Source organism: Haemophilus seminalis (assembly GCF_006384255.1).
Taxonomy (GTDB): domain Bacteria; phylum Pseudomonadota; class Gammaproteobacteria; order Enterobacterales; family Pasteurellaceae; genus Haemophilus; species Haemophilus seminalis.
Genome location: NZ_VCED01000001.1, coordinates 392,886 through 418,726, shown reverse-complemented (window position 1 = coordinate 418,726; position 25,841 = coordinate 392,886). Strand labels below are relative to the sequence as shown.

Sequence of the window (25,841 nt, the reverse complement as noted above, 5' to 3'; positions counted from 1 at the left end):
GATTATCCTTGTTTACGTTGTTGTTCTAGCCAATTTAACCACTCGCTAAGACCTTGTTCAGTGGTAGCAGAAAGTTGAATCACTTCAATATTTGGATTCACACGTTTTGCATTGGCAATACATTGTTCTACATCAAATTTCAAATAAGGTAATAAATCCACTTTATTTAAAATCATTAAACTTGATGCGGCAAACATATGCGGGTATTTAAGCGGTTTATCTTCGCCTTCTGTCACTGATAAAATCACTACTTTCGCTTTTTCACCAAGATCAAATTCAGATGGACAAACGAGATTTCCTACATTTTCGATAAACATAATGCTGTCAGCTTGTGGTCTTAATTTCACCATAGCTTCACTAATCATTTGTGCATCTAAATGACAACCTTTGCCTGTATTTACTTGAATAGCTGGCACACCAGTAGCACGAATACGATCTGCATCATTTTCAGTTTGTTGATCGCCTTCAATGACATAACAAGTGCGGTCATTTTTGAGGGCATTTAGCGTCGTCGTTAAAAGGGTGGTTTTGCCTGAACCCGGACTCGATACAAGATTTAAAGCTAAAATATGTTGTTTAGTAAAGAATGCTCGGTTTTGGTCCGCGAGTTGATTATTTTTTCCGAGAACATCTTGTTCAATTTTTAACAAACGTTTTTGAGTATCGTCTGCATCGACTGGTTTATTGAAATGAAATGCTGAATGTGAAAAATTTGGCGTACCTGATTGATGACTTCCTTGATCATCATGTGTATGAGGCAATTCACCAATACGGACTTGCTCTGGATGTCCGCAGCCACAGGTTGTACACATAAATCCTCCGTTTTAATGTGCTTATTTGGGCTGAGTTTTCAAACTGACTTTCCATAGAAATAAGGTCTAAAAAACTCAAAGCCCTGAGCTTTGTCAACAAATTTGCAACAAGCATAGCACAATCAAAATTCGGCTTTTTGATGAAGATCATAAACTGATAATTTCTGTGGCTAATTCGTTAATAAATCCATGATGATGGGATGAAATCAAAATGGGTAAGGAAAGTTCACGTAAAAGTGCGGTCAATTTTTCAGTGTTTTTTCGATCTAATCCATTGGTGGGTTCATCTAATAATAAGATTTTTGGCTGCATCGCTAAGACACCTGCAAGTGCGGTGAAATTTTTCTCACCACCAGATAAGGTATGCACCATACGATCTTTTAAACGTGTGATACCAAGACGTTCTAATTGCTGCTCTGCAATATGATACGCCTGCTCTCTAGACATGTTTTGGTTTAATGGTCCAAAGGCAATATCATCCAACACTGTTGGGCCAAAAAGTTGATCATCGGCATTTTGAAAGCAAATTCCAATCGTGCCACGAAACGGCGCAAAATCCTTTTCTTCACGACAAACTTGGCCAAATAGTTTAATTTCCCCTTTGGTTACAGGAACAAATCCCAACAAAGCAAGCAGTAAAGTGGTTTTTCCTGATCCAATTTCCCCTTGTACGAAAAGGCGTTTTTGACCTTCCAAGGTAAAACTCAAATCTTGAATAATCGCTCTACCATTGCGTTCTATACAAAGATTATTTACAGCTAACATGTTATTTTTCTCTCTTTTTGCCGAACTGAAAACCACGACATTTTAAAGCCATTTGCGCCGTTTCAGCTTTCAACAGGGCATGAATCAATAATAAAGCGACACTTTGAGCCGTTACATAAAGGGTTCGGCGATTAAGCCCAGGACGAAATCCACGAGCTCGCATAGCAATATCCATTTTTTGACGCAATTCGCCAAGCAGTGCAATGTAACGTACGGTCAGCACAAAAAGTTGAATTAATTTTTCTGGCAAAGGCAATTTACCAATGGCTTGAACAAGCACCGCATCATTAATATTCCACAAAAAAAGCCAAAGCGAAATCAACAATAAATGAGTACGTAAACTCAATTTTTCTGCTAATTCTATACCTTGAAAATTGAGTTCAATGCCATTTTCGCCAATTTTCCAACTTAATGTCGCCCACATTAAAACAATAAAAATGATTAAAGCAAACCAACGTTTAAGATAGGGCAAAAAAGATTTTTGACTGAACTGCAGTGAAATAAAAAATAGAGAAACTGCAAGAGCATTAAGGGGGATAAGCCAAGTGAGATCACTCAATCCACTAATGATTAGCCCCCAGATAAACAGATAAATCAACCTAAAGTGCGGTTGAAATAAGCGATGAATTTTCATTAAGTGACATTCTCGGTACGATTCATGACTTCAGGATACATTTTACCAAGTAAGGTAATCACCCCTACGCTGATAATACTATCCAAAATAAATACCGGAATATGAGAGACTAGCAAGAGCCAAACAAGATTCAGATAACTTTTACCACCATCTAACATCAGCACAAAAGAAGCAAGCGCGCCTGCTCCGCCAACGCCAATTACGCCAGCTCCAATACCGACTAATAAGCGATCTTTTAAAGCCATGTGCGGTTGTAAACGAGAACGGAAAAGATAATGAGCGATCACCGCTGGCGTTGCCATCACACAAAGATTGACGCCTAACACTGCAAATCCGCCGAAAGAAAAGAAGATGACTTGCAATAAAAGTGCGATGAGAAACGCAGGAAATACAGCCCACCCTAGAAATAAACCAGCCATGCCATTTAAAATTAAATGAACGCTACCAATCCCTACGGGCACATGAATGGTTCCAGCCACAAAAAATGCTGCCGCAAAAAGTGCGGTGAGCGGTAAACGTTCTGATTCTAAACGACGCAACCCCACGGCAATGCCAGCAACAGCAAGCACCGCACCAGCTAATAAAATAGGCGTATGTAACACGCCTTCAGATAAATGCATTAAATACGTCCTTGTTTAATTTTACGCGCATTACGTAAAGCAATAAGTCCAGCAATACCAACGATATAACCAATTCCGCCTAAAATATCATGCAAATAAATTTTATCTTTTAAATGCGCAATATCTTCACGAAGCAGCATTAAATCTGCACCGCTTTGATTTTCGGCAGATGTGTGAGCGGCAACAACTGACGCACGGTGTCCTTCATCGCCTTCTACTACAACTTTTAAAGTTGTATGTGGCACATCAGCAATGGAAAGCTTAAATGCGCCTTGACGGTCAGTTTTTCCAGTTAAAACGGGATCAGAAACGCCTGAGCGGAAAACTTCTAAATAAGTTTCAGCTGCTGGGGTCATATCAGAATAATAGGATTTGCCAGAGAGTGTTTGCCCATCATATTGGGCAAACACATAAAGCGCATGGGCATAAGCATTCGGGAGATAGCAAGCCGCAAAAAGTGCGGTTAAAAAAACAATTTTCTTCATCCCAAATCCATATTATTGCGCATCAAAAGTTAACATATATTCTACAGAGCGACGATCGTAATCCGCATTATTTGTTACGTTTTCCTCAAACTCTGCCCATACTTTATTGAAGCCTTTAGTTGGCGTAAATTGAGCAATACCTTTTTCATTAGTTAAATTGAACGGCGCATCTTCACTCACACCCACTTTAATGCCTTGAACTGGTTTACCATTATGTAACACAAGGATAGAAAGTGGTTTGTTCGCTTGTGCTTTTTCTTGAGGAATCAATTCGTAAGCTTGTTGATGAGATTTGAAAGATTCAGCATCCCATTTCAAAATCGCTTTACCAAATTTAACAGGATTGGTACTAAATTCTGCTGTTGGTTCTTCACGTTTTGTTTTTTCAACGTATTTACCGCTTGGTAATTTTGACCATACACCATTATCGAAATGAACGAATACTAAATCTGATTTAGGCATAAGATAGGCTTCGCCATTTCTGAATTGATAGTCAACTGAGGTTAATTTTCCTTGAGAATTTAAGGCTTGGATAGATTTAAGTTTAGATTCTGGATAGGTTTCAGTTTGTTCATGTCCAAATTTCACCACGTATTCACCTTTAGCTGAAGCAGGTTCAAGCCAAACATTGTGAGCGTTAGCAACAGACATACCTAAAAGTGCGGTTAATCCCACTGCGATTTTTTTTAATTCCATTTTGGATGCTCCTTGTTTATTTAAGAAAATCTGAACGCATGATAAAATATGAAGTAACTTTAGAGTCAAGTTATTTTTTTAGGTGATTAATGAAAATTGGAGCACTTGCTAAAGCCCTAGGCTGTACCGTAGAAACCATTCGTTATTATGAACAACAAGGTTTAATCCCGCCCCCAAAACGCACTTCAGGCAATTTTCGGCAATATAATGAAGAACACTTACAACGTTTATCATTTATTTGTAACTGCCGAAATCTAGATATTTCATTAAGTGAAATAAAAACCCTACTGAATTTAGAAAATGCTTCAAAACAACAAGCAGAAGAAATAAATCGTGTGTTAGACAAACATATTAAAGAGGTGGCAACAAGAATTCATGAACTCGCCCATTTGCGGATGAAATTAATTGAATTACGTGAAAAAACAGTCTCGAATGATGAAGATCCAATGAAATTGCTATTGCAACACAGTGGCGTGAAATTTGTGCGATTAAAATAACCGCACTTTTAGATTATGGCTGACTAGATAAACGCTGTTTCGCTTCCTTATTGCCTAATTCAGCGGCTTTCTTCAGCCATTCCAATGATTTTTCAGGTTGGTTTTGTGAGCGATAAATATTACTTAACATCATCATCGCATCCGTGTCTTTAGCGCGAGCTGTACGTTCAAAAAGCTTAATGGCTTGTTCTGTATTTTGTTTGACGTAATCGCCACGTAGATACATAACGCCAAGGTTATTTAGCCCTTTCACGCTGCCCTTCTCTGCCGCTTCGCTAAACCACCAATAAGCCTTTTCGTAGTCTCTCACCGTGCCACGCCCAAGATTATATAACATTCCTAGATTGCTTTGAGCGGTTATGTTTCCTTCTAACGCCATCGGATACATGATATCGAAAACAGAGATCCATTGCTGTTTATTGGCAAAGTCTTGTGCCAAATTCATTCTTGCTTGATCATTCATTTTCGAACTTGCTGTAACATCAACCGTTTTCATTGCCCAAATAGGCAAACTAAAAGAAAATAATACTGTATGAAAAAATAACTTCAGTTTCATTTATAAAGTTGCTATTAAAAGTAAAATAAAAAACACAGCAGTGATCGCAAATTCGGTTAGTCCAACTTGCATAACAGAGAGCTTTTTAGTGGGCAGATAAACCGCTCTCACCAATCCGGGAACAAAAGCTAATGCTAAAATAAATTGTTGCGAAACCACAAAAATCAGCACACATAATAAGTGAAAAATCACTGACGCCCAAAAATAACGTGGATTTTTTCGCTCACGCATCATAGATTTCACATAAAGTGTTGTTCCAATAAAAAATAATGTTGGGTAAATCGCCACCCAAAGTATTTTTTCATCAAAAGTGCGGTCAGAAAAATAATAAGATCCCATTCCAGCTAGAGCAAAAATTAAGATCCCCGCCAAGTCATTCCATAAGTTACGCTCATCTTTTTTCTTGGTGAAATAAATGTTTACCGCGACAAACGGCAACATGGCAAACATAAAATACAGTACTTGCCAATTATAAATTAACGCGGGAATCGCAAAAATCACAGCGGCAGCAAAATAAATCACAGACCATTTTTTGTATAACTCAAGATTTTTACCTTTAAACAAATTCAAAAAAGGATACGTCATCAAATAAAGCGAAAACCATCCTAATAGTAAAAATACATGCGCCCATACAGGATTAGCAAGTAACATGCCGTAAATAAAAGGCACCAATGCCATAACAATAGCGCCATGCTGATTAGAGATAAGCAGTTTCATAATGATTAAATAATTGAGAATAATTATCGGGTATTCTAGCCTAGTAAAGAGGATTTTACAAAGTGGTAAACGCTATTTAGAATAGAAAAAAATACCCCAAAGGAGAACCCTATGACAATTCAACGCATTTTACCCAGCACACGTTTAAGTGAAGTTTCAATTCATAACAACCTCGCCTATTTTGCAGGGCAAGTTCCAGAATTAACCATCGAGCAAAATACCTACGAACAAACCAAAGAAGTATTAGGTTTAATTGATAAATTGTTAGCAGAAATTGGCTCCAATAAAAGCAATATTTTAACTGCGCAAATTTTCTTGGCAGATATGCAAGATTATGCACAATTCAATCAAGCTTGGGATGAATGGGTCGATCGTGTTAGCCCACCAAGTCGAGCGACAGTCGAAGCTAAATTAGCGGATCCTCGTTGGAAAGTTGAAATTGTTATTATTGCAACCTGTTAGTTTTTTAAGCCGAATAAACAGGAGAATATTATGGAAAATTGGACAAATGAAATTTGGGTAGCGATTGGTATCGCTTTTATTGTTGGATTATTTATTGGTTACATTGCCGTGCGTTTAACCAAAGGCTCCGTAAAACATCAAGCTAAAACAGAAGCTGAATTAAAAACAGTTAAAACCCAACTTGATACACAAAAAGCGCAAATCGAAAAACATTTCGCAGAAAGTGCTGAGTTATTCAAAACCTTAATTAACGATTATCAAAAACTTTATCGCCACTACGCAACCTCCTCCAATAATTTACTGGGCGAAAAAGATCACAAAGGTTTATTCACCCAACAGTTAATTACTGCAACAGATAAATCTCAAGATGAACAACCTAGAGATTATTCTGAGGGCGCATCAGGCTTATTTAAAGAAAATAAAGAAGAAAATTAAAAAAAAGTGCGGCTAAAAATAGAAATGTTTTTAGCCGTTTTTATATAGGAACAATTTATTGTTCTCTTATAACACTTATAAAACCTAGATAAAACAAAACCCCGCGATTAGTTTCGCGGGGTTATGAAAGGGTTAGATGGTGCGACTAGCTGGACTCGAACCAGTGACCCCCACCATGTCAAGGTGGTGCTCTAACCAACTGAGCTATAGTCGCACTGCATAAAGTGCTAGGAATTATAGATATTTTTAATCTGAAAACAAGTATTTTTCTTAAAACCCGATATAACTGACAAAAAAGTAAACAGTATTGCCTTAAATAACCGGGCCGTTTTTGATTTCCCAAATTTTTAAGCGTATAATGCGCACCGATTTTTCGTCTGGCTAATATATAGCCAAGTAAAAATAGTATCTTTAAAATTTTGTAATTATTGACGGAGTAAATAATGTCTAGAAGACTAAGAAGAACGAAGATTGTATGTACTATGGGCCCATCAACTGACCGTGATAACAATCTTGAAAAAATTATCGCAGCGGGCGCTAACGTAGTTCGTATGAACTTCTCTCACGGTACACCTGATGACCATATTGAACGTGCTGAACGTGTACGTTCTATTGCGAAAAAATTAGGTAAAACTGTGGCAATCTTAGGTGATTTACAAGGTCCTAAAATTCGTGTTTCTACCTTTAAAGATGGTAAAATTTTCTTAAACATTGGTGACAAATTCATTCTTGATGCAGAGTTACCAAAAGGTGAAGGCACACAAGAATCTGTTGGTCTAGACTATAAAACCCTTCCACAAGATGTTGTTCCTGGCGACATTCTTTTATTAGATGACGGCCGTGTTCAATTAAAAGTATTATCAACTGATGGTGCAAAAGTTTTCACTGAAGTTACTGTTGGTGGTCCATTATCAAATAATAAAGGTATCAACAAACTAGGCGGAGGTTTATCTGCTGATGCATTAACAGAAAAAGATAAAGCAGACATTATTACCGCTGCACGTATTGGCGTTGATTTCTTAGCTGTTTCTTTCCCTCGTTCAAGCGCTGACCTAAATTATGCGCGTGAACTTGCCCAACAAGCTGGTTTAAATGCAAAAATCGTTGCTAAAGTTGAACGTGCAGAAACAGTGGCTACTGATGAAGCAATGGACGATATCATTTTAGCATCTGATGTCATCATGGTTGCACGTGGTGACTTAGGTGTAGAAATCGGCGATCCTGAATTAGTCGGTGTACAGAAAAAATTAATCCGTCGTTCACGTCAATTAAATCGTGCTGTAATTACAGCGACTCAAATGATGGAATCAATGATTAGCAATCCAATGCCAACTCGTGCTGAAGTAATGGACGTTGCAAACGCAGTATTAGATGGTACTGATGCAGTTATGCTTTCTGCAGAAACAGCTGCTGGTCAATATCCTTCTGAAACAGTAGCAGCAATGGCCGGCGTATGTTTAGGTGCAGAAAAAATGCCAAGCATTAACGTTTCTCGTCACCGTATGGATAAAGAATTTGAAACCATTGAAGAATCTGTTGCTATGTCTGCAATGTATGCAGCAAACCACATGAAAGGTGTTGCAGCGATTGTCACTTTAACTAGCACAGGCCGTACTCCATTATTAATGTCACGCATTAGCTCTGGCTTACCTATCTTTGCTTTATCTCGCAATCAAGAAACCTTAAACCTTTGTGCACTATACCGTGGCGTAACTCCAGTTTATCATAATGAAGATAGCCGCACAGAAACCAGTGCAAAAGCAGCACTCCAATCATTAAAAGAAAAAGGTTACTTATCTACTGGTGATTTAGTGCTTGTTACTCACGGTGGTCAAGGTGCGACACAAACCAACGTATGTCGTACATTAATTGTTGAATAATCAACAATCTAAATACGTTCAACTGAAAGAGCGGTGGATTTTTCCACCGTTTTTTATTTCCTTTTTTCACCGCACTTTTCACTTAAACCCAATAGATATTTGCGGTATCATAGACGACATTCTAGTATCGAAATAAGTCCTATGGCATCACAACCTCAAATCAAATCTTCTGACAAAAAAACGGCACAAATAAGTATTCCACCACACTCACTTGAGGCTGAACAAGCCGTATTGGGTGGCATCATGCTGAGCAATCAACATTGGGATGGCATTGCTGAACGTGTGATTGCCGACGATTTTTATACTTTTCAGCATCGTCTGATTTTTACAGAAATGGAACATCTAATGCGTAATCAATCGCCTATTGATTTAATTACGCTAGATCAAGCCTTAAGAAGCCGTGGTGTAAGCGATGAAGTGGGTGGATTTGCCTATCTAGCAGAGCTTTCCAATAATACGCCAAACGCGATTAATATCTTGGCTTATGCGGATATTGTGAGAGAAAAAGCCATATTACGAGAACTTATTTCGGTAGGAAATCGTATTGCTGAAAATAGCTATTCTCCCAAAGGGCAAGACATCAAGTTAATTCTTGATGAGGCAGAGCGTGAAGTGTTTGCGATTGCAGAAAAACGAACAACTTCTAGCGAAGGCCCACAAAATGTGATCAATGTGCTGGAAAGTACTATTGAAAAAATCGATATTTTGAGCAAACTTGAAAATCATTCTGGCGTAACGGGCATTACGACCGGTTTCACTGATCTTGATAAAAAAACGGCAGGTTTACAGCCTTCTGACTTAATTATCGTTGCGGCACGTCCGTCAATGGGTAAAACCACTTTCGCCATGAACCTTTGCGAAAATGCCGCAATGGCAAGTGAAAAACCCGTTTTAGTATTTAGTTTAGAAATGCCAGCAGAACAAATTATGATGCGTATGATCGCATCGCTTGCTCGTGTTGATCAAACTAAAATTCGAACAGGCCAAAATTTAGATGAAATCGAGTGGAACAAAATTGCCAGCGTAGTTGGGATGTTCAAGCAAAAAAATAATCTTTATATCGATGACTCTTCAGGCCTAACGCCTACTGATGTTCGTTCCCGTGCACGCCGAGTTTATCGTGAAAATGGTGGATTAAGTATGATTATGGTGGATTATTTGCAATTAATGCGCGCACCAGCATTTTCAGATAACCGAACACTAGAAATAGCGGAAATTTCTCGTTCCCTCAAAGCGCTCGCTAAAGAATTACAAGTGCCTGTGGTCGCCCTTTCTCAGTTAAATCGTACTTTAGAACAACGTGCAGACAAACGCCCTGTAAACTCAGATTTACGTGAATCAGGCTCCATTGAACAAGATGCAGACTTGATTATGTTTATTTACCGAGATGAAGTCTATAACGATAATTCCGAAGATAAAGGGATTGCAGAAATTATTATCGGTAAACAGCGTAACGGCCCGATTGGTCGAGTGCGGTTAAAATTTAATGGACAATTCTCACGCTTCGACAATCTCGCCGAACAACGTGAATATCATGATGATTATTAAGGAATAACAATGAATGTAAAACCGGCGACAGCGAAAATTAGCTCGCACGCCTTAAAACAAAATTTAGAAATAATTAAACAAAAAGCACCAAATAGTAAAATCATCGCTGTGGTTAAAGCAAACGCCTATGGTCACGGCGTTGTGTTTGTCGCATCAACTTTAGAACAAAATGTAGATTGCTTTGGCGTGGCTCGTTTAGAAGAGGCTTTGGCATTACGTTCAAATGGTATTACTAAACCAATTTTATTGCTTGAAGGCTTTTTTAATGAACAAGATTTGCCCGTCTTAGCGGTCAATAATATCGAAACTATCATACATAATCGTGAACAATTGGAAGCACTAAAACGTGCGAATTTACCAAGCCCAATTAAAGTTTGGTTAAAAATAGACACAGGCATGCATCGTTTAGGTGTTGCATTAGATGAAGTCGATTTTTTCTATAATGAACTTAAAAAACTTCCATATATTCAACCGCGCTTGGGCTTTGTCAGCCATTTCAGCCGCGCTGATGAATTAGAATCAGATTACACCCGACTTCAAATAAATCGTTTTTTATCCGCTACAAAAGATAAACAAGGTGAACGTACTATTGCAGCGTCAGGCGGCATTCTTTTCTGGCCTGAATCTCATCTGGAATGTATCCGCCCTGGTATTATTATGTATGGCATTTCACCAACTGATACCGTCGGTGCTGAGTTTGGTTTAACACCAGTGATGAATTTAACTTCATCATTGATTGCTGTTCGCAACCATAAACAAGGTGAACCAGTTGGGTACGGTGGCATTTGGACAAGTTCACATGATACAAAAATCGGCGTTGTGGCTATTGGCTATGGCGATGGGTATCCTCGCGATGTTCCTGAAGGCACGCCTGTTTATTTGAATGGTCGTATCGTGCCAATCGTAGGAAGGGTTTCAATGGATATGTTAACCGTTGATTTAGGACCTGATAGCCAAGATCAAGTAGGTGATGAAGTCATTCTATGGGGTAAGGAATTACCTATTGAAACCGTAGCTAAATTCACAGGAATTTTAAGCTATGAGCTAATTACAAAATTAACGCCGCGTGTTATAACTGAATATGTTGATTAATCTGTTAATCACTGCATTTTCTGAAGAGAGGGATTCATTCCCTATTTAATAAAAACCCCAGAAAGTGCGGTTAAAATTTTGATTATTTTTAATGAAAGGAAATACCATGAAAAACATTAACCCGACTCACACCCATGCGTGGAAATCTCTTGAAGCTCATAAAGCTGAATTGTCAAACACCAGCATCCAAGATTTATTTAAACAAGAAAAAAATCGTTTTGATGATTATTCTTTAACATTCAATAACCAAATTCTTGTAGATTTTTCTAAAAACAACATCAATCAAACCACCCTTTCACATCTTCGCCAACTTGCTCAAGAATGCGCTCTTGATAGCGCAAAAGAAGCTATGTTTACCGGTGAAAAAATCAATCGTACTGAAAATCGTGCTGTACTACATACCGCACTTCGCAATCGCGCTAATACCCCAGTGCTTGTTGATGGTAAAGATGTTATGCCTGAAGTCAATGCTGTGCTAGCTAAAATGAAAGATTTCTGTCAGCGTATTATTTCTGGTGAATGGAAAGGCTATACAGGCAAAGCAATTACTGATGTTGTGAATATTGGTATTGGTGGCTCTGATTTAGGCCCTTATATGGTAACCGAAGCGCTTCGCCCATATAAAAATCACCTAAATATGCACTTTGTTTCAAATGTCGATGGCACACACATTGCAGAGACCTTAAAAAAAGTCAATCCAGAAACCACGCTTTTCTTAGTGGCATCGAAAACTTTTACCACTCAAGAAACCATGACAAATGCACAAAGCGCGCGTGATTGGTTACTGAAAGCTACGAAAGATGAAAGTGCCGTTGCAAAACATTTTGCAGCATTATCAACCAATGCTAAAGATGTAGAAAAATTTGGTATTGATACCAATAACATGTTTGAATTTTGGGATTGGGTTGGCGGCCGTTACTCTTTATGGTCAGCTATTGGTCTTTCAATTGCACTATCAATTGGCTTTGAAAACTTTGAAGAGTTGTTGAATGGCGCGCATGAAATGGATAAACATTTCCGCTCTACTCCAATTGAAAAAAATATTCCAACCACCTTAGCATTAATTGGCCTATGGAATACTAATTTCCTTGGTGCACAAACAGAAGCGATCTTACCTTATGATCAATATTTACATCGCTTTGCAGCTTATTTCCAACAAGGTAATATGGAATCAAATGGTAAATATGTGGATCGTGATGGCAATGTCATTAATCATTACCAAACTGGCCCGATTATTTGGGGAGAACCAGGTACAAACGGACAACATGCGTTCTATCAATTAATTCACCAAGGCACCACTTTAATTCCTTGTGATTTTATCGCACCGGCCCAAAGCCACAATCCATTGGCGGATCATCATAATAAATTGCTTTCTAACTTCTTCGCACAAACAGAAGCATTGGCATTCGGAAAAACAAAAGAGGAAGTCGAGGCTGAATTTGTAAAAGCGGGTAAATCTTTGGATGATGTAAAAAATATCATTCCATTTAAAGTATTTACGGGTAATAAGCCAACCAATTCGATTCTAGTTCAAAAAATCACGCCATTTACCTTGGGGGCATTAATTGCTATGTATGAACATAAAATCTTCGTACAAGGTGTGATTTTTAATATCTTTAGCTTCGATCAATGGGGGGTAGAATTAGGCAAACAACTTGCAAACAGAATTCTTCCTGAATTAACAGATTCTGAAAAAGTAGCAAGTCATGATAGCTCAACCAATGGGTTAATCAATCAATTTAAAGCATGGCGTTAGTTTTTTAATATATAAATAATCTGCACTCTAATTACTGATAGATAATCAGATTTTTAAGTGCAGATTATTCAATTTTTATCGTATCTTAAGTACATTGATTATTTTGAAGAGTTTTTTATAATTAAAAACTAAATGTAAGTTACAACATCAAGCAAAATATCCCAATATAAAAAAGCGGTCGTTTTGCTTATAATTCAAGCATCAACCCATTCTACCTTCCTTAAAAAATAATCATATTTATTCTATAAACAACAGGATAACGCTTGCAATTGACATAGAATGTAAAATACAGGCTAAATATTATTAAGAACTGAAAAGTATGGCTGGGGTACTAGGATTCGAACCTAGGGATGCCGAGATCAAAACCCGGTGCCTTACCGCTTGGCGATACCCCAACAGAGAAATCTTTGATTAGATATAAAGAAGATTTTATTTGATAGTATGGCTGGGGTACTAGGATTCGAACCTAGGGATGCCGAGATCAAAACCCGGTGCCTTACCGCTTGGCGATACCCCAACTACTATTTGACTTACAAAGCGATAAATGGTGCGGGACGAGGGACTTGAACCCACACACCTCTCGGCGCCAGAACCTAAATCTGGTGCGTCTACCAATTTCGCCAGTCCCGCAAATCTGGTGGCTACAGCGAGATTCGAACTTGCGACCCCAACATTATGAGTGTTGTGCTCTAACCAACTGAGCTATGTAGCCATTACCTTAATTTGCCTAACCATATCGGCTTTGCGGGGCGTATTATGCTGATTTTGCCGATACTCGTCAAATACTTTTTTGAAAAAATTTGTGTTTCTATGTTTATTTGATTATTAAAAAAACACTTTACTTGTTTTTTACACGTTTGCAGTTTGCATTGTAAGCATTCCTATTCTGTGTCTCTAATTTTTTACTTTTTCACATTCATATATAAATTTTATTTATATTATGATTAAAAAAAGGGCACTTTTTCATTTGTCAATAAAATCTATTTGACAAAAAATGCCTAAATCGTTATTTCTATAACCACTATTCTAAAAAAATCACAACATCTTAGGAGTACCTTATGTCCCATCTCTCAGTCGCCAAATTTGGCGGAACATCTGTAGCCAACCATGCAGCAATGACAGCTTGCGCAAAAATTGTCATTGCAGATCCCAATACGCGCGTAGTCGTGCTTTCTGCGTCAGCTGGGGTGACGAATTTATTAGTCGCTTTGGCAAATGGTGTAGAAACAACAGAACGTGAAAAATTAATCGGTGAAATCCGTCAAATTCAAGAGAATATTTTAAATGAATTAAAAGACGACAGCCGTGTTCGTCCAATTATTGAAAAATATCTTGAAAATATTACCGCACTTTCTGAAGCAGCTAGTCTTGCAACCTCTCCCGCATTAACCGATGAACTCATCAGCCACGGTGAGATGATGTCCACTCAAATCTTTATTGAGATTTTACGTGAACAAAACGCATCGGGCACTTGGGTTGATGTACGTACAATTGTTGCAACCAATAACCATTTTGGTAAAGCAGCACCGAATGATGAACAAACTCAATCAAACAGCGATAGCATTTTAAAACCATTAATAGACCGCGGCGAATTAGTCATCACCCAAGGTTTTATCGGGCGTGAACCAAGCGGTAAAACAACCACATTAGGCCGTGGCGGTAGCGACTACTCTGCTGCCTTGTTAGCCGAAGTATTAAATGCAAAAGACGTTTTAATTTGGACTGATGTTGCAGGTATTTACACAACCGATCCACGCATTGTTCCAGCTGCGCAACGTATCGACACAATGAGCTTTGCTGAAGCAGCTGAAATGGCAACCTTTGGCGCAAAAGTGCTACATCCAGCCACATTACTCCCCGCAGTTCGCAGCAATATCCCCGTTTATGTGGGGTCAAGTAAATCACCAGAAGCAGGCGGAACTTGGGTCACTCGCGATCCTCAACCTCGTCCAACTTTCCGTGCAATTGCGCTACGCCGAGATCAAACTTTACTTACGCTTTCCAGCTTAAGTATGCTGCATGCACAAGGTTTCTTAGCGAATGTATTTAACATTTTAGCTAAACACAAAATTTCAGTGGATACAATCACCACATCAGAAGTGAGCGTAGCATTAACATTAGATAAAACTGGCTCCGCATCTTCAGGGGCAGAATTACTTTCAACCGAATTGCTAGATGAACTTCGTCAATATTGTTCAGTGAAAGTCGATACTGGATTATCATTAGTTGCATTAATCGGCAATGATTTACATACTGCAACAGGTGTAGCAAAAGGAATTTTTGATACTCTTGAGCCTTATAATGTAAGAATGATTAGCTATGGTGCAAGTACCAACAATATTTGTATGCTCGTGCAAAGTGAACATGCTGACGAAGTCGTTCGTTCATTACACAAATCCTTATTTGAATAAAATCTAACCCCAAAGTGCGGTGAAAAATCACCGCACTTTTTCTTTTATATCATTGAGATTAAAGCCGAAAAAGAGTAAAGTAAACGGCTGTTCATTTGACTAATTTAACCGAATAAAGGCGGAAATTATGGGAAAAAGTGTTGTTATCTTAGGCGCTCAATGGGGCGATGAAGGTAAAGGGAAAATCGTCGATCTTCTAACGGATCGCGTAAAATACGTAGTTCGTTACCAAGGCGGTCACAACGCAGGCCACACACTTATCATCAATGGAGAGAAAACCGTATTACGTTTAATTCCATCAGGTATGTTACATCCAAACGTAACTTGCTTAATTGGTAATGGCGTTGTGGTTTCACCTGAAGCATTAATGAAAGAAATGGGTGAACTTGAAAGCCGTGGTATTAAAGTTCGTGAACGTTTGTTAATTTCTGAAGCTTGTCCTTTAATCTTGCCTTATCATGTGGCTATGGATCACGCCCGTGAAGCAGCTCTCGGCAAAAAAGCTATCGGTACAACTGGTCGTGGTATTGGCCCTGCTTATGAAGATAAAGTGGCTCGTCGTGGTTTACGCGTAGGCGATTTATTTAATAAAGAAGCTTTTGCCGAAAAACTCAAAAACATCCTTGAATACTATAATTTCCAATTGGTGAACTACTACAAAGTTGAAGCTGTCGATTATCAAAAAACCTTAGATGATGTAATGGCAATTGCCGATGTAATCACTGGTATGGTGGCAGATATCACTACAATTCTTGATACAGCACGCAAAAATGGTGAGCACATTTTATTTGAAGGTGCGCAAGGTACCATGTTGGATATCGACCACGGTACTTATCCATATGTAACCAGCTCAAACACAACGGCTGGTGGTGTTGCAACAGGTTCTGGTTTTGGCCCGCGTAATCTTGATTATGTACTTGGTATCATCAAAGCTTACTGTACTCGTGTAGGTGGTGGCCCATTCACAACAGAATTATTTGATGATGTGGGGGCTGAAATTGCGCGTAAAGGTAACGAATTTGGCGCAGTAACAGGCCGTCCACGTCGTTGTGGTTGGTTCGATGCCGTCGCCATTCGTCGTGCAATCCAACTTAACTCTATTTCTGGCTTCTGCATGACCAAATTAGACGTATTAGATGGTTTTGATGAAGTAAAAATCTGTGTTGCATACAAAATGCCAAATGGTGAAATCGTTGAATATGCACCATTAGCCGCGAAAGATTGGGAAGGTGTAGAACCAATTTATGAAACATTACCAGGCTGGAAAGAAAATACTTTCCGCATCACAGATGTAAATAAATTACCACAAAACTGCATTAACTATATTAAACGTATTGAAGAAGTGACTGGCGTGCCAATTGATATTCTTTCAACCGGCCCTGATCGTGTAGAAACCATGATTTTACGTGATCCGTTCGCAGCTTAATTTCATCTCAGTTTTCGACCGCACTTTTAAAAGTGCGGTCATTTTTTATCTTATTTTTATATCAAACTAAAAGGGCTAAGTTCTATTTACAGAACTTAGCCCTTTAATTACTTACTATACTGTGTGGTTAGATTACCAGAAGTATCCTACTGCTGCACCACCGGTCACTTCACCTTGAGTGTTAGCACCCATTGAGAAGTGAACACCGTATTTACCGTTATCAGAAATACGAGAGTAACCCACTGCTACCGCAGATTGGTTTTTGTGTTGACCCACACCTGCTGTTGCCACAGATTGACCCGGTTTATGCGGTTGTAACAAGTTTGCCATAGCTGCAGAAGTCGCCATGCCCGCATTCATACGGTTGCCTAATTTATTAATTTGGCCCTGTAACTTATTACCCATCGCATATAACTGGCTACCATTTACCGCATCTTTTGAAGTTGCTGAAATTTCACCTGGTGCTACGCCTGTAATCTTAGTCGGTGCGCCTGTCGCTGTACCAACATTGATATTTCCACCATTGTTAGTAATCTTAGGACCATTATCACCGAATTGAACGCTGTCAAAGGTTACATTAGAAGCGGTTGCGTAAGTCACTTTACCGTTAGACTCTTGTTTCACGGTCATATTTTTACCTGCAACCATTTCAACTTTTTTACCTGGATTGATCATTTCTGGCGTACCTGAAATTTTCTTCCCACCATTTTCTGAAGTGGTTAATGTAAAGCCTGAATTGTTAATTGCATTTGCTACATCTTGTGCAGTCGCCACTTTATTTTCAACATTTGCAATATTATTTTCAGCATCTTCAACTGCTTGTTTAGCAACCTTACGTACTGCTTCTGGTGCATTAGGTGGTAAGCTATTATATGCATCTTTTGCATCCTTTAATACTCTCTGCATTTCAGGCGTAACTGGGCCTTGAACGCTACCATCAGATTTATTGGTGATTTTGCCTGTATCAATGTCAAATTTCACATTACTTGTCGTACCATTTTCAGTTTCTACTGAAACTTTAGTACCTTTACCATCGACAAAGTTAACAGTGTCATAAGGTTTTACAAAATCCTTCGCGTCACCATTATTTTGTAAATTCCAACCTGCATTCAACATATCAGATACGGTCGCTGCATTATTTTTAACTTTATCAGCGTCTTCAGCTGTTGGTGCAGCCTGATTCAATGTAGGGTTATTACCATTCTTCGTTTCAGGCAAGTTAGATTTCACGTTACCTAATGTCGTTGGTGCACCAATTTCATTCGGTGCTGCCGCTGGATTAACCATATTCGTTGTTAAGTCCGCAGGTTTCACTTCTGTTGTCGTTGGGTTACCTTTATCATCAACAGTAAAGTATTTATCACCCACTTTAGTCACTGGCTTGCCTTTCTTATCAGTATATTGAACTGGTAAGCCTGTTACATCCACTTTTACTGTCGTGGTAGTTACTTTTGTTCCGTCATTGTTAACAGATTCTTTGGTCGCTAACTTCACTTTCGTGTTGTTACCATCTGCAAAACGAACTTGATCATCTGGGTTAACTTTTTCATCTTCATTTTTGAAGTCCTCAGAAGCTAACGCAGCTGTTTGTTTACCAATCACAAAACCAGATTTTTGAATCGCTGTAGCTACTTTATTACCTGTTACATAGCCCGCACCAGTATTAGGTGAAGATGGATCTTCATTTGGTTTAACTACTTCACCGTCTTTAATACCAATAGTAATTTCACGAACACCATCTTTAGTGTCACCAATTACAGAAATTCCAGCCCCAGCTTTAAAATCCACTTTATTAGCATTCTTCACTGTATCTACATAACCATTTTCAGGCGCACCAACAATCCAGCCCATATTCTGCAAATCACCTACTGTTGCAGCTGCATTTGGCGTAGTTGCGTTTGCTAAATCAACAAGATTAGATTCAGGTTTAGCCCCGTCCTTACCATTTGGTGCAGTTTCTACTGGTTTAGTATTCAATGATGAAGCAACACCTGTAATTTGGGTAGGTTTACCATCAGAAGAAGTTACATTTAACGCAGTTGTTGGTTGTTTTTCAGCAGCATTGTTAGTCGCTGGTTTAGCCGCTTCGGTTTTAAACTCAACTGGTGATTTACCATCTTTATTATTACCAACTTTTACTGTATTAAACTCAACGTCCTCTTTAGTTGCATAAGTTACTTTACCATCAGCATCTTGTTTCACAGACATATTTTTGCCAGCAACCATTTCAACAGTTGCACCCGGATTGATTAATTCACCAGCATCCTTAGTACCTTTAGCTTTTTCACCGTTACTATTTTTATCAGCAGAAGTCTTTAAGTTAAAACCAGATTTATTAATCATATCTGCAACATTACCTGCAGTTACTAATTTTTTAGCATTATCATCTTTAGGATTTGTAACCTTTCCGCCTGTAGATGTTAAAGTTTCAGTTTGTGGTTCTGGTTGTTTTACATCTACTGTAATAGTACGAATACCATCTACAGTTTTACCAGATACCGTTGCTGCGCCAGTACCAATGAATTTCACTTCGTTCGCATTTTTTACTGTATCTTTGTATGCTTCACCTAAAGCATCAGTTGTTTTATTAGAAGATACAATCCATCCCATATTCGCTAAATCACGAACAGTTGCTGCAGAATTTAATACATTATTAGGTAGAGCTTTCTCACCTGGCTTAGTTCCTAAATTCACTAAGTTAGGTTGATCTGTTACTGGGGTACCTGGAGTTGTTGTTACTGGCGTAGTATCTAATGCAGACTTAACCCCTGTAATTTTTTTATTACCTAAATCTACACCCTGAGGATTAAAAGTCATAGTGGTTCCATTTCCACCAATACTTGTCATGTCAGTTAACACTGGATTTAACGAATAAGTAAAGTTTTTACCATCTTGTTTTAACTTGATGTTTTTACCTGCTTTGAACGTTACTGTATTACCAGCTTTCACACTCTCTAACTAATATATTGTGAAAAATAATTATTTATAAAAACAGAAAAGCTCGTCAAATTTGACGAGCTTTTTTAACTTACGTAAAACTGTATTAATATAAATTACGCGCGTTTGAAGTCAAAACGTACAAATTTCAAAACACCAAAATTTTATAAATAAAATCATACTATTAAAAATCTATAACGCCTGTAATTTCCGAAACTATACACATTTTTCCGAAATTAAAAAAGTTACAGGGCTATAATAATGCTATTTTTAAATTAAAAAAAAGTGCGATTTTATTTTGATTTAATCGCACTTTTTATCGCTACTCTTGTTGCCGTCCGAAAATTTTGAGAAACATAACGCCCTTTAAACTATCATTAAAGGGCGTTTAAATTAGATATAAGAAACGGCGGAATTACCCGCCGTCACATTTATCACTCCACCTCAGTCTCAAAATCAACATGCTCATGTTGGTCTGCAAGGGCAATAAAATAAATCGGAAAAGAATCTTCATTTTTTTGCATTTCGAAGTAATCGCCCAACTGTTCAAATGTCGGCGTATAATCCCCTAACTTAACAGCACAAATTTTGTTGACCAGGTTAGGATGGACTTTAATTTGTGCCATCCCTCCAAAAACCGTACCTGGTTTAGCTGTCACTTTCTGCACCCATTGAGTTTTTTTACCCTGTTGAGCGGTAACGGCGGCTTGTAAGGCGGCCACAGCCCCTTCTAAGTGGGCAATGTCTTTTCCAACTTGATAGATAAAAGCTTTGTCTTGTTGGTTAATTTCTAATTTTTCCATTTTTGTAGTCCTCTTTAGCTTGATGATAGATTGTTAAAAGTGCTGAATCAAACAGTGCAAGGCTTGCCAGTTTTACACAAGGCTTCACCTTGATTTGCACAGTTTGTTTAGGTTTTACTTGGATAGTTTGCATCATACTCTCCTCGTAATATCGTGTTGTAACTGCACTTTTCCGTTACACCACGTTTTAATTTTGCCGTCTGGCGTGGTTTGTTGCAGGTCAAATCTTGCCTCTCTCCATGTCACGTTTTCGGTGAGTTCATGGGCGATGATAAGGCTGACTTCATTCGCGTTGATTAGGATGCTTTGGTTGTCCGTCGATAAGTGAATCTTCTCGCTTGCACTGCCTAAAGGCACAATATCGCAATCAAACCGACTACCGGTAAAATCTAAAGGTTCGCCGTTTTCTTCGGTAAACACTAGGGTTTCTGCTTCGTCATCGCCACGAATCCAGTTAAAAATAATCTCAGCCATTTTGCACCGCCTTAAAGCGTTTATCATGTTGTTTGCCCGAAACTTCACTTTCATAGGCCATTTTGCAGTGATTGCGGTCAAAGAAAAGGCCGTTGATGACGCGATACAACACACGCCAGCGTTTTTTCGGCTGTTTTGCCAGTATTGCGCCACGGTAGGTGCGGCTGGAAAGGGTTTCATCTGCTGCGCCACCTGTGAGGGCGTTAAACAGTTGGTCTATGGCAATGACCACGTGATAGCTATAGCGTTTTAATTTGCGTTGAATGTCCATGCTTCAATCTCCTGTTCAAGTGAGGTTAATTCTTGTGGCGTTTTTAAAGCCAACAAACGGTCTTCAAATGCCTGACGTTGCCCAATAATGATGCCAATCGCCACAGCAAATTGAGCAGATTTTTCAATCACTTTGTTAATTAACATATCCAGTGGCACACCACGTACGCGAGCAATTTGTGAAAGCATCGGTGTTGGTGTGTTGTGGTCGGCTTGCCATGCGAGAGCCTCTTTTTCCTGACGATAAAAACTTTCAATTTCTGTTTGTGGATAGCCCGCCAGTAATCCATTTTTTAGTTGGTCAGCTTTATCCGCTAACTTATTGAGTAAGCTTTCTTTTTGTTGTGCAAAAAGTGCTCTTTGTTTTTCGGCTGAAATATCCCATGTGAGCGTGTCAAGATTTAACACATGTGCCGCACTGGGTTGAGGGTCAATTAATACAGGGTTTCCTATTTTATCTGCGATGATTTGTTTACCTTGTGTTTGCCCGTTAAGTAATGCTATGTACTGCTCATCGCTAAGCGGCACTGCTTGCGATGGGATATTGTTATAAAGTTCATCGGAATAAAATGCTATGTCATCAGGATTAAAATATATAGTCATGATTTACCTCTATTAGTAACCGATTGCAATCCACTGTGCGGGCGCGTTATTAAATGCATCTTTATTGCGATACTCCCAGCTAGATACCCATGTAAAATTAGAGGTGGTTTGCTGAGTGATCGAAAATCCTTCTTGCGAATTTCCATCTTGTGAAATTGAGCCAGAGACCCCACCGATGATGATAGAAAATACCGCGAGGGGGAATGTAACAGGGAGAGTACATACTCCAGTCTTTTCGTTTGTTAGATTTGGCAATGTAATTTTTCCCCATTGTAAAATTAGACCATTAGGCAATTTACACCAACCATTTTCAGAGCTTACGCCCGAAAATGAATTTCTCACAGCCGTATTAAAATCTGTAATCTGATTTGCCGTGTGCGTGTGACTTATATTTGCCTTTGTGCCCAGAGCGCGTATTACCGGCTCTATATCATTCAACTTCTCCCATGCTGACCAATCATCATTAGTGACACTCACTTGCCAGCGAATATAGGTATCTTTCGAATAATGTACGTGGAAAATTTGCCGACACCATCTTTCATTACCTATACCACCTGTAATGACCTGAAGATTTCCAGACCAAATATCACTATTTGTATCTCTAGGTGAATTACTTACTCCGTAAAGTGTATCAAAGCAATAAATACCGTCAGTGCGATAATCATTCATATTACCGCTACCATTTTCCACCTTAAAATTATTAATACCATAGCCAGCTAAGGTTGTGGCTGGGGATTGTTTGCTTTCGGCTAGTTCATGAGCGATTTTGACGGCTTTAGATGTTGCTGCTTCGGACTCGCTTTCACTGTTTGTTGAGGAGCTTAGTTGCACTATGCCTGGCTGCTGTAATGTCGCGCGAGCAATCTCACTCAACGCAAATCCCCAACGTACCCAATGTTGCGAATCTGATTCATTCGGGCTGTTATTTTTGCTATTTTTTAATGCTCGGTAGCTTAGCCCTTCAAACTGGACACAAGAGCCTTTAGTATAGTCTTGTGTAGCAGACCATTCGGGTAGCCCTCGTTGCATCAAATAAGCGTGTTTTTCGTCAAGTCGCTTAAATAAGAAGTTAAACCACTCCATAGGAGGGATGCCCTGTGTTTGGTCAAATGTAATCCCCCAACCACGCAATAAGTCAGGGAAATTATCGACCTCACCTTGTTTTGCAGATGATGCAAAAATGCTTTCATCTGGCTTATTTACTAATGCCATATATGACCTCTATATTAGGTTGAAAAGATATTGCACACCTGCTTGGCGTGGCAGTATATCTAAGTGGTTGATTGAGAATTTCTTAAAATCAGATGTGATAGCGCTTGGTACAGAGATAGAGACGGTCATATCGTAGTTATCCACGATGTGACAACCTTCACCAAAAATAAATAGGCACGCCTCAATTAAGTTTGGTAGCGTGCCTATTTGGTAGTTTTTGAGGATTCTGCATTTAATCAAGAATCGATAATCATCATCAGATAATCTGACGGAATCAGACAGCGGGTCTCGTTTCCGATACCATTGCGCACCGCCTAGCCTTTTTTTGCTAAATCCCAGTGCATTAGGTGAATTGCGGAAACCAAAAAATTTACGCAATTGATAGCCATTAATAACCCGAAATTGCCCGACGTGTTTACCGACCAAATCAAGCTGATGCCCTGTGGCCGTTTCAATGTTCAGCACATCTTGCAATCGATATAAATCGATAAAGCCTTGCCCGATAATGTTTTCAAACAGCTTAATCGTTGAGACGGCTTTAGGCTTGTTTCGGTATTGCCAAATCAACAAATCAGAATAGCCCATTATTCCACCTCAATGGTTATATCCGTTGCTAAAATTCGGATTAATTCGCGTGGTTGTGCGGTAATATTTTCCGTGGTAAGAGACTGTCCTTTACGTCCGATTTTTAGTTCTTTCACCCAGAAACCACCCACTTTATTTATTGGCGAATAAAGTCTGGAAAGCGAAAGATTTTGCCCGATGCCAAAGCGTTGAATGGATAATAATCGTTTGATTTCATCCTTATCCACTTCAGTAAAATCTTCATATCGAACGCAACGCATAGATACTTGCACATCAACAGGCGTTGCACGGTCGAACCGTAATGCTCTACGCTCACCATTTACCGTTAAAGTTGTTTCTGTAGCACCTTGCAACCCGACCCCTGCCCCTTTGTTTTCATAAATAACGTGAGCGATTTGCTCATCTGCCCCGCCATCTACAATAATATTCAAGGAGTTAGGCTCTACACCATATTTATCACGCTGCTTAGTGTTATTTTCTAGCACTTTAACTTGTCTAACATCAGGCAATGCGGCAATTTTTGACTGGATAGCATCTGCAGAATTTTGCGCATTTTTGGTTCGGCTAATGAAAAAGCGTTCTCGTAATTGCAAGTCGGTTTCTTCTTCCTCACCAATTTCTGCATTTTCGAATGTGGTTGCCGAGGTAAGCCCAAGCGTAACGGTCTCAATGGTCAAATTCGTGTTTTTTATGAGGTTAAACGCACCCAATTCTTCGCTACGGAAGTCCGCACGGGCAGAGCCATTACTATCTAGCTGTACATCTGCCGTTAATACCCACCGCACTTTATGTGGGTCAGACACTACAATCCCTGCATAAAGATGAGTTAATGGCTCTCCTGTCAAAATCACTGAGCGTAAATAGCTATAACTTGCCGCTCGTCTTATTAATCCGGCATAAGCAACACGCTGATCGAGCCAAGCACCTGTCGCAACATCAGGATCTAACTGTCGATACACATTCTCTGCAAGCTCCTCAATATCCATCTTCATCTGAGCAAGCAAGCCCACCATTTGCCCATCAGGTGAGTTAGGCGATAGGTCGATATTCTGCCCATAGATTTGTCTAAATCCATCTTCAAATCGTGCCACGATTTCGTTTAATCGCTCAATTTGAATGCCTGTTTCAATCAGTTTTGCCATATTTTCTCCAATAAAAAACCCGATCGGAAATGATCGGGTGGTGATTTTAAGCACGCCCAAAGCCGCTTACAGTTTCCCGTAAGCGGTAGGCGGTCGGATTTTGTGTTGTTTATAGAATGTCTAGCTGAAAGCCTGTTGCTTTAGGGTTATAGGCTCGAAGATATTTTAAGACACGCCAGTTATTGCCTTGTTTGTACTCAAATTTTTCAGTGATTCGCTCTAATACTTTTTGCGCCTGACGGAGAGTGCTGTGATATTCGTAAGCCATGTCATGAACTGGTGCAGCGTAGTGCGAGCCAATTTGTTTTAATGCTGGGTGAAGTACTTGGCAAAGTTCCGTGCCACGCAATAAAGCAAACCATGCCCAAACGAGCTGTTGTAGGTCATGCTCTGTAAATTCACGGGTGAATAGCTCATCTTTTTTCTGTTCAGTGATAAGCTCACCCTCAAGCACAATTCTATGCACATATTCAACCGCTTGCGGTAACTGCTCTAATGTTAAATCTTCGATGCTTTCCACATTAAAGCGTTGGTGGATCAAATGATAGGCATCGGAATAAATTAATCCCTTTTTGCTCACGAGCATATTCACGGCATTGCGTAAGCCAGTGCGATCATCTACCGTAGTTTTTCGTTCAGCTTTACCATTAAACCAATAATCATGTAACGCTTGGTAACACTCTTTTTTGTATTTGATTAATGTGTCACGGATTTCTGGGTTACAACGATTAATATCAATACCAAATAGCCAGCCGTTTAAATATTCGATTGGTAAGCAGATCATTTCACGTTTTTTACCATCTTCTGCAACCGTGGTTATGATAACCACAGTTGAACATAATACTTCATCTCTCACTATTCTTTGGCGTTGCGCGCGCCAGTCAATGCCGATATTTTCACAAATAGGCTTCATAGCAACATAGTGATTGCCATTTTGTTCAACGGTAATTAATGACTGATTGTTGAATGAAATTGTTTGGGTTGAGATTTGATTAGACATAACTGTCTCCTACTGTTTCTTCG

The 25,841-nt window shown here is 39.1% G+C and carries 27 protein-coding genes and 5 tRNA genes; 9 read left to right on the top strand and 23 right to left on the bottom strand.

Features of this window, described 5'->3' with window-relative positions:
• Positions 1–2 precede the first annotated feature (2 nt).
• The 6 genes from hypB to FE813_RS02160 form a co-directional block, all read right to left on the bottom strand.
• Complete coding sequence (gene hypB, locus FE813_RS02185) at positions 3–812, bottom strand: hydrogenase nickel incorporation protein HypB (protein ID WP_139989291.1); 810 nt, start codon at positions 810–812, stop codon at positions 3–5.
• Between the two features lie 147 nt (positions 813–959).
• The gene (locus FE813_RS02180; RefSeq protein ID WP_139989290.1) at positions 960–1,577 is read right to left on the bottom strand and encodes an energy-coupling factor ABC transporter ATP-binding protein; all 618 of its coding nucleotides are present in this window, start codon (positions 1,575–1,577) and stop codon (positions 960–962) included.
• Between the two features lies 1 nt (position 1,578).
• A complete protein-coding gene (locus tag FE813_RS02175; RefSeq protein ID WP_139989289.1) occupies positions 1,579–2,211 on the bottom strand; it encodes an energy-coupling factor transporter transmembrane component T family protein in 633 nt (210 codons plus the stop codon).
• Positions 2,211–2,831, bottom strand: coding sequence for a cobalt transporter CbiM (cbiM, locus tag FE813_RS02170; RefSeq protein ID WP_139989288.1), 621 nt, complete (start codon positions 2,829–2,831; stop codon positions 2,211–2,213). Before cbiM ends, FE813_RS02175 begins: the two co-directional genes overlap by 1 nt.
• The gene (locus FE813_RS02165) at positions 2,831–3,316 is read right to left on the bottom strand and encodes an HI_1622 family ECF transport-associated protein (protein ID WP_005632431.1); all 486 of its coding nucleotides are present in this window, start codon (positions 3,314–3,316) and stop codon (positions 2,831–2,833) included. The genes cbiM and FE813_RS02165 overlap by 1 nt, the downstream gene beginning before the upstream one ends.
• Before the next feature lie 12 nt (positions 3,317–3,328).
• On the bottom strand, positions 3,329–4,012 hold the full coding sequence (locus FE813_RS02160) for a DUF4198 domain-containing protein (protein WP_139989287.1): 684 nt from the start codon (positions 4,010–4,012) through the stop codon (positions 3,329–3,331).
• 89 nt (positions 4,013–4,101) lie between these two features.
• Here FE813_RS02160 and FE813_RS02155 point away from each other — a divergent pair, with 89 nt between their 5' ends.
• Positions 4,102–4,509: a Cd(II)/Pb(II)-responsive transcriptional regulator gene (locus FE813_RS02155; protein WP_118800364.1), complete on the top strand. Its 408-nt coding sequence runs from the start codon at positions 4,102–4,104 to the stop codon at positions 4,507–4,509.
• Between the two features lie 13 nt (positions 4,510–4,522).
• Here FE813_RS02155 and FE813_RS02150 read toward each other — a convergent pair whose 3' ends face one another.
• Positions 4,523–5,065 (bottom strand): tetratricopeptide repeat protein, encoded by a 543-nt coding sequence (locus tag FE813_RS02150; RefSeq protein WP_180978662.1) that lies wholly within the window; start codon positions 5,063–5,065, stop codon positions 4,523–4,525.
• Positions 5,066–5,782: a YwiC-like family protein gene (locus tag FE813_RS02145; RefSeq protein WP_053465502.1), complete on the bottom strand. Its 717-nt coding sequence runs from the start codon at positions 5,780–5,782 to the stop codon at positions 5,066–5,068.
• A 111-nt stretch (positions 5,783–5,893) separates the two neighbouring features.
• On the opposite strand from FE813_RS02145, the gene FE813_RS02140 reads away from it, so the two are divergent.
• Complete coding sequence (locus FE813_RS02140) at positions 5,894–6,244, top strand: RidA family protein (protein WP_139989286.1); 351 nt, start codon at positions 5,894–5,896, stop codon at positions 6,242–6,244.
• Positions 6,245–6,274: 30 nt separating this feature from the next.
• The gene (locus FE813_RS02135; protein ID WP_139989285.1) at positions 6,275–6,679 is read left to right on the top strand and encodes a Z-ring associated ZapG family protein; all 405 of its coding nucleotides are present in this window, start codon (positions 6,275–6,277) and stop codon (positions 6,677–6,679) included.
• A gap of 137 nt (positions 6,680–6,816) precedes the next feature.
• Here the strand turns inward: FE813_RS02135 and FE813_RS02130 are convergent.
• A tRNA-Val gene (locus tag FE813_RS02130) sits at positions 6,817–6,893 on the bottom strand.
• 229 nt (positions 6,894–7,122) lie between these two features.
• Between FE813_RS02130 and pyk the strand changes: the two genes are divergently transcribed.
• The 4 genes from pyk to pgi all read left to right on the top strand — a co-directional run bounded on the left by pyk (position 7,123) and on the right by pgi (position 12,955).
• A complete protein-coding gene (gene pyk, locus FE813_RS02125) occupies positions 7,123–8,559 on the top strand; it encodes a pyruvate kinase (RefSeq protein ID WP_005638033.1) in 1,437 nt (478 codons plus the stop codon).
• A gap of 132 nt (positions 8,560–8,691) precedes the next feature.
• On the top strand, positions 8,692–10,107 hold the full coding sequence (locus tag FE813_RS02120; RefSeq protein ID WP_258038567.1) for a replicative DNA helicase: 1,416 nt from the start codon (positions 8,692–8,694) through the stop codon (positions 10,105–10,107).
• 9 nt (positions 10,108–10,116) lie between these two features.
• Complete coding sequence (alr, locus tag FE813_RS02115; RefSeq protein WP_139989283.1) at positions 10,117–11,199, top strand: alanine racemase; 1,083 nt, start codon at positions 10,117–10,119, stop codon at positions 11,197–11,199.
• A gap of 106 nt (positions 11,200–11,305) precedes the next feature.
• On the top strand, positions 11,306–12,955 hold the full coding sequence (gene pgi, locus FE813_RS02110) for a glucose-6-phosphate isomerase (protein ID WP_139989282.1): 1,650 nt from the start codon (positions 11,306–11,308) through the stop codon (positions 12,953–12,955).
• 320 nt (positions 12,956–13,275) lie between these two features.
• On the opposite strand, the gene FE813_RS02105 is transcribed toward pgi, so the two are convergent.
• From FE813_RS02105 to FE813_RS02090, 4 genes are all read right to left on the bottom strand, one after another.
• Positions 13,276–13,350: transfer RNA gene (locus FE813_RS02105), tRNA-Gln, on the bottom strand.
• A 47-nt stretch (positions 13,351–13,397) separates the two neighbouring features.
• A tRNA-Gln gene (locus FE813_RS02100) sits at positions 13,398–13,472 on the bottom strand.
• Between the two features lie 28 nt (positions 13,473–13,500).
• Positions 13,501–13,585 (bottom strand) — tRNA-Leu (locus tag FE813_RS02095).
• Between the two features lie 5 nt (positions 13,586–13,590).
• A tRNA-Met gene (locus FE813_RS02090) sits at positions 13,591–13,667 on the bottom strand.
• Positions 13,668–14,013: 346 nt separating this feature from the next.
• Between FE813_RS02090 and lysC the strand changes: the two genes are divergently transcribed.
• Both lysC and purA read left to right on the top strand, forming a co-directional pair.
• Positions 14,014–15,366 (top strand): lysine-sensitive aspartokinase 3, encoded by a 1,353-nt coding sequence (lysC, locus tag FE813_RS02085; RefSeq protein WP_139989281.1) that lies wholly within the window; start codon positions 14,014–14,016, stop codon positions 15,364–15,366.
• A gap of 127 nt (positions 15,367–15,493) precedes the next feature.
• On the top strand, positions 15,494–16,792 hold the full coding sequence (gene purA / locus FE813_RS02080) for an adenylosuccinate synthase (protein ID WP_139989280.1): 1,299 nt from the start codon (positions 15,494–15,496) through the stop codon (positions 16,790–16,792).
• Between the two features lie 132 nt (positions 16,793–16,924).
• Here the strand turns inward: purA and FE813_RS02075 are convergent, their stop codons facing one another.
• From FE813_RS02075 to FE813_RS02035, 10 genes are all read right to left on the bottom strand, one after another.
• Positions 16,925–19,741, bottom strand: coding sequence for a YadA-like family protein (locus tag FE813_RS02075; protein ID WP_235898361.1), 2,817 nt, complete (start codon positions 19,739–19,741; stop codon positions 16,925–16,927).
• A gap of 422 nt (positions 19,742–20,163) precedes the next feature.
• Positions 20,164–20,532 carry a hypothetical protein gene (locus FE813_RS02070; RefSeq protein ID WP_139989279.1) on the bottom strand — a complete coding sequence of 123 codons (369 nt, stop codon included), beginning with the start codon at positions 20,530–20,532 and terminating at the stop codon, positions 20,164–20,166.
• Complete coding sequence (locus FE813_RS10455) at positions 20,513–20,668, bottom strand: hypothetical protein (protein ID WP_180978661.1); 156 nt, start codon at positions 20,666–20,668, stop codon at positions 20,513–20,515. Before FE813_RS10455 ends, FE813_RS02070 begins: the two co-directional genes overlap by 20 nt.
• Positions 20,665–21,006 carry a hypothetical protein gene (locus FE813_RS02065; RefSeq protein ID WP_139989278.1) on the bottom strand — a complete coding sequence of 114 codons (342 nt, stop codon included), beginning with the start codon at positions 21,004–21,006 and terminating at the stop codon, positions 20,665–20,667. The genes FE813_RS10455 and FE813_RS02065 overlap by 4 nt, the downstream gene beginning before the upstream one ends.
• Positions 20,999–21,277 (bottom strand): DNA helicase UvrD, encoded by a 279-nt coding sequence (locus tag FE813_RS02060; protein WP_139989277.1) that lies wholly within the window; start codon positions 21,275–21,277, stop codon positions 20,999–21,001. Before FE813_RS02060 ends, FE813_RS02065 begins: the two co-directional genes overlap by 8 nt.
• Positions 21,256–21,879: an HI_1402-related protein gene (locus FE813_RS10615; RefSeq protein ID WP_139989276.1), complete on the bottom strand. Its 624-nt coding sequence runs from the start codon at positions 21,877–21,879 to the stop codon at positions 21,256–21,258. Before FE813_RS10615 ends, FE813_RS02060 begins: the two co-directional genes overlap by 22 nt.
• Before the next feature lie 12 nt (positions 21,880–21,891).
• Positions 21,892–23,091 carry a pyocin knob domain-containing protein gene (locus FE813_RS10450; protein ID WP_219728935.1) on the bottom strand — a complete coding sequence of 400 codons (1,200 nt, stop codon included), beginning with the start codon at positions 23,089–23,091 and terminating at the stop codon, positions 21,892–21,894.
• Between the two features lie 9 nt (positions 23,092–23,100).
• The gene (locus FE813_RS02045; RefSeq protein WP_139989275.1) at positions 23,101–23,676 is read right to left on the bottom strand and encodes a DUF2612 domain-containing protein; all 576 of its coding nucleotides are present in this window, start codon (positions 23,674–23,676) and stop codon (positions 23,101–23,103) included.
• Positions 23,676–24,818, bottom strand: a complete 1,143-nt coding sequence (locus tag FE813_RS02040) for a baseplate J/gp47 family protein (protein WP_065250964.1) — start codon at positions 24,816–24,818, stop codon at positions 23,676–23,678. The genes FE813_RS02045 and FE813_RS02040 overlap by 1 nt, the downstream gene beginning before the upstream one ends.
• A gap of 109 nt (positions 24,819–24,927) precedes the next feature.
• A complete protein-coding gene (locus tag FE813_RS02035; RefSeq protein ID WP_139989274.1) occupies positions 24,928–25,818 on the bottom strand; it encodes a phage antirepressor N-terminal domain-containing protein in 891 nt (296 codons plus the stop codon).
• Positions 25,819–25,841 lie beyond the last annotated feature (23 nt).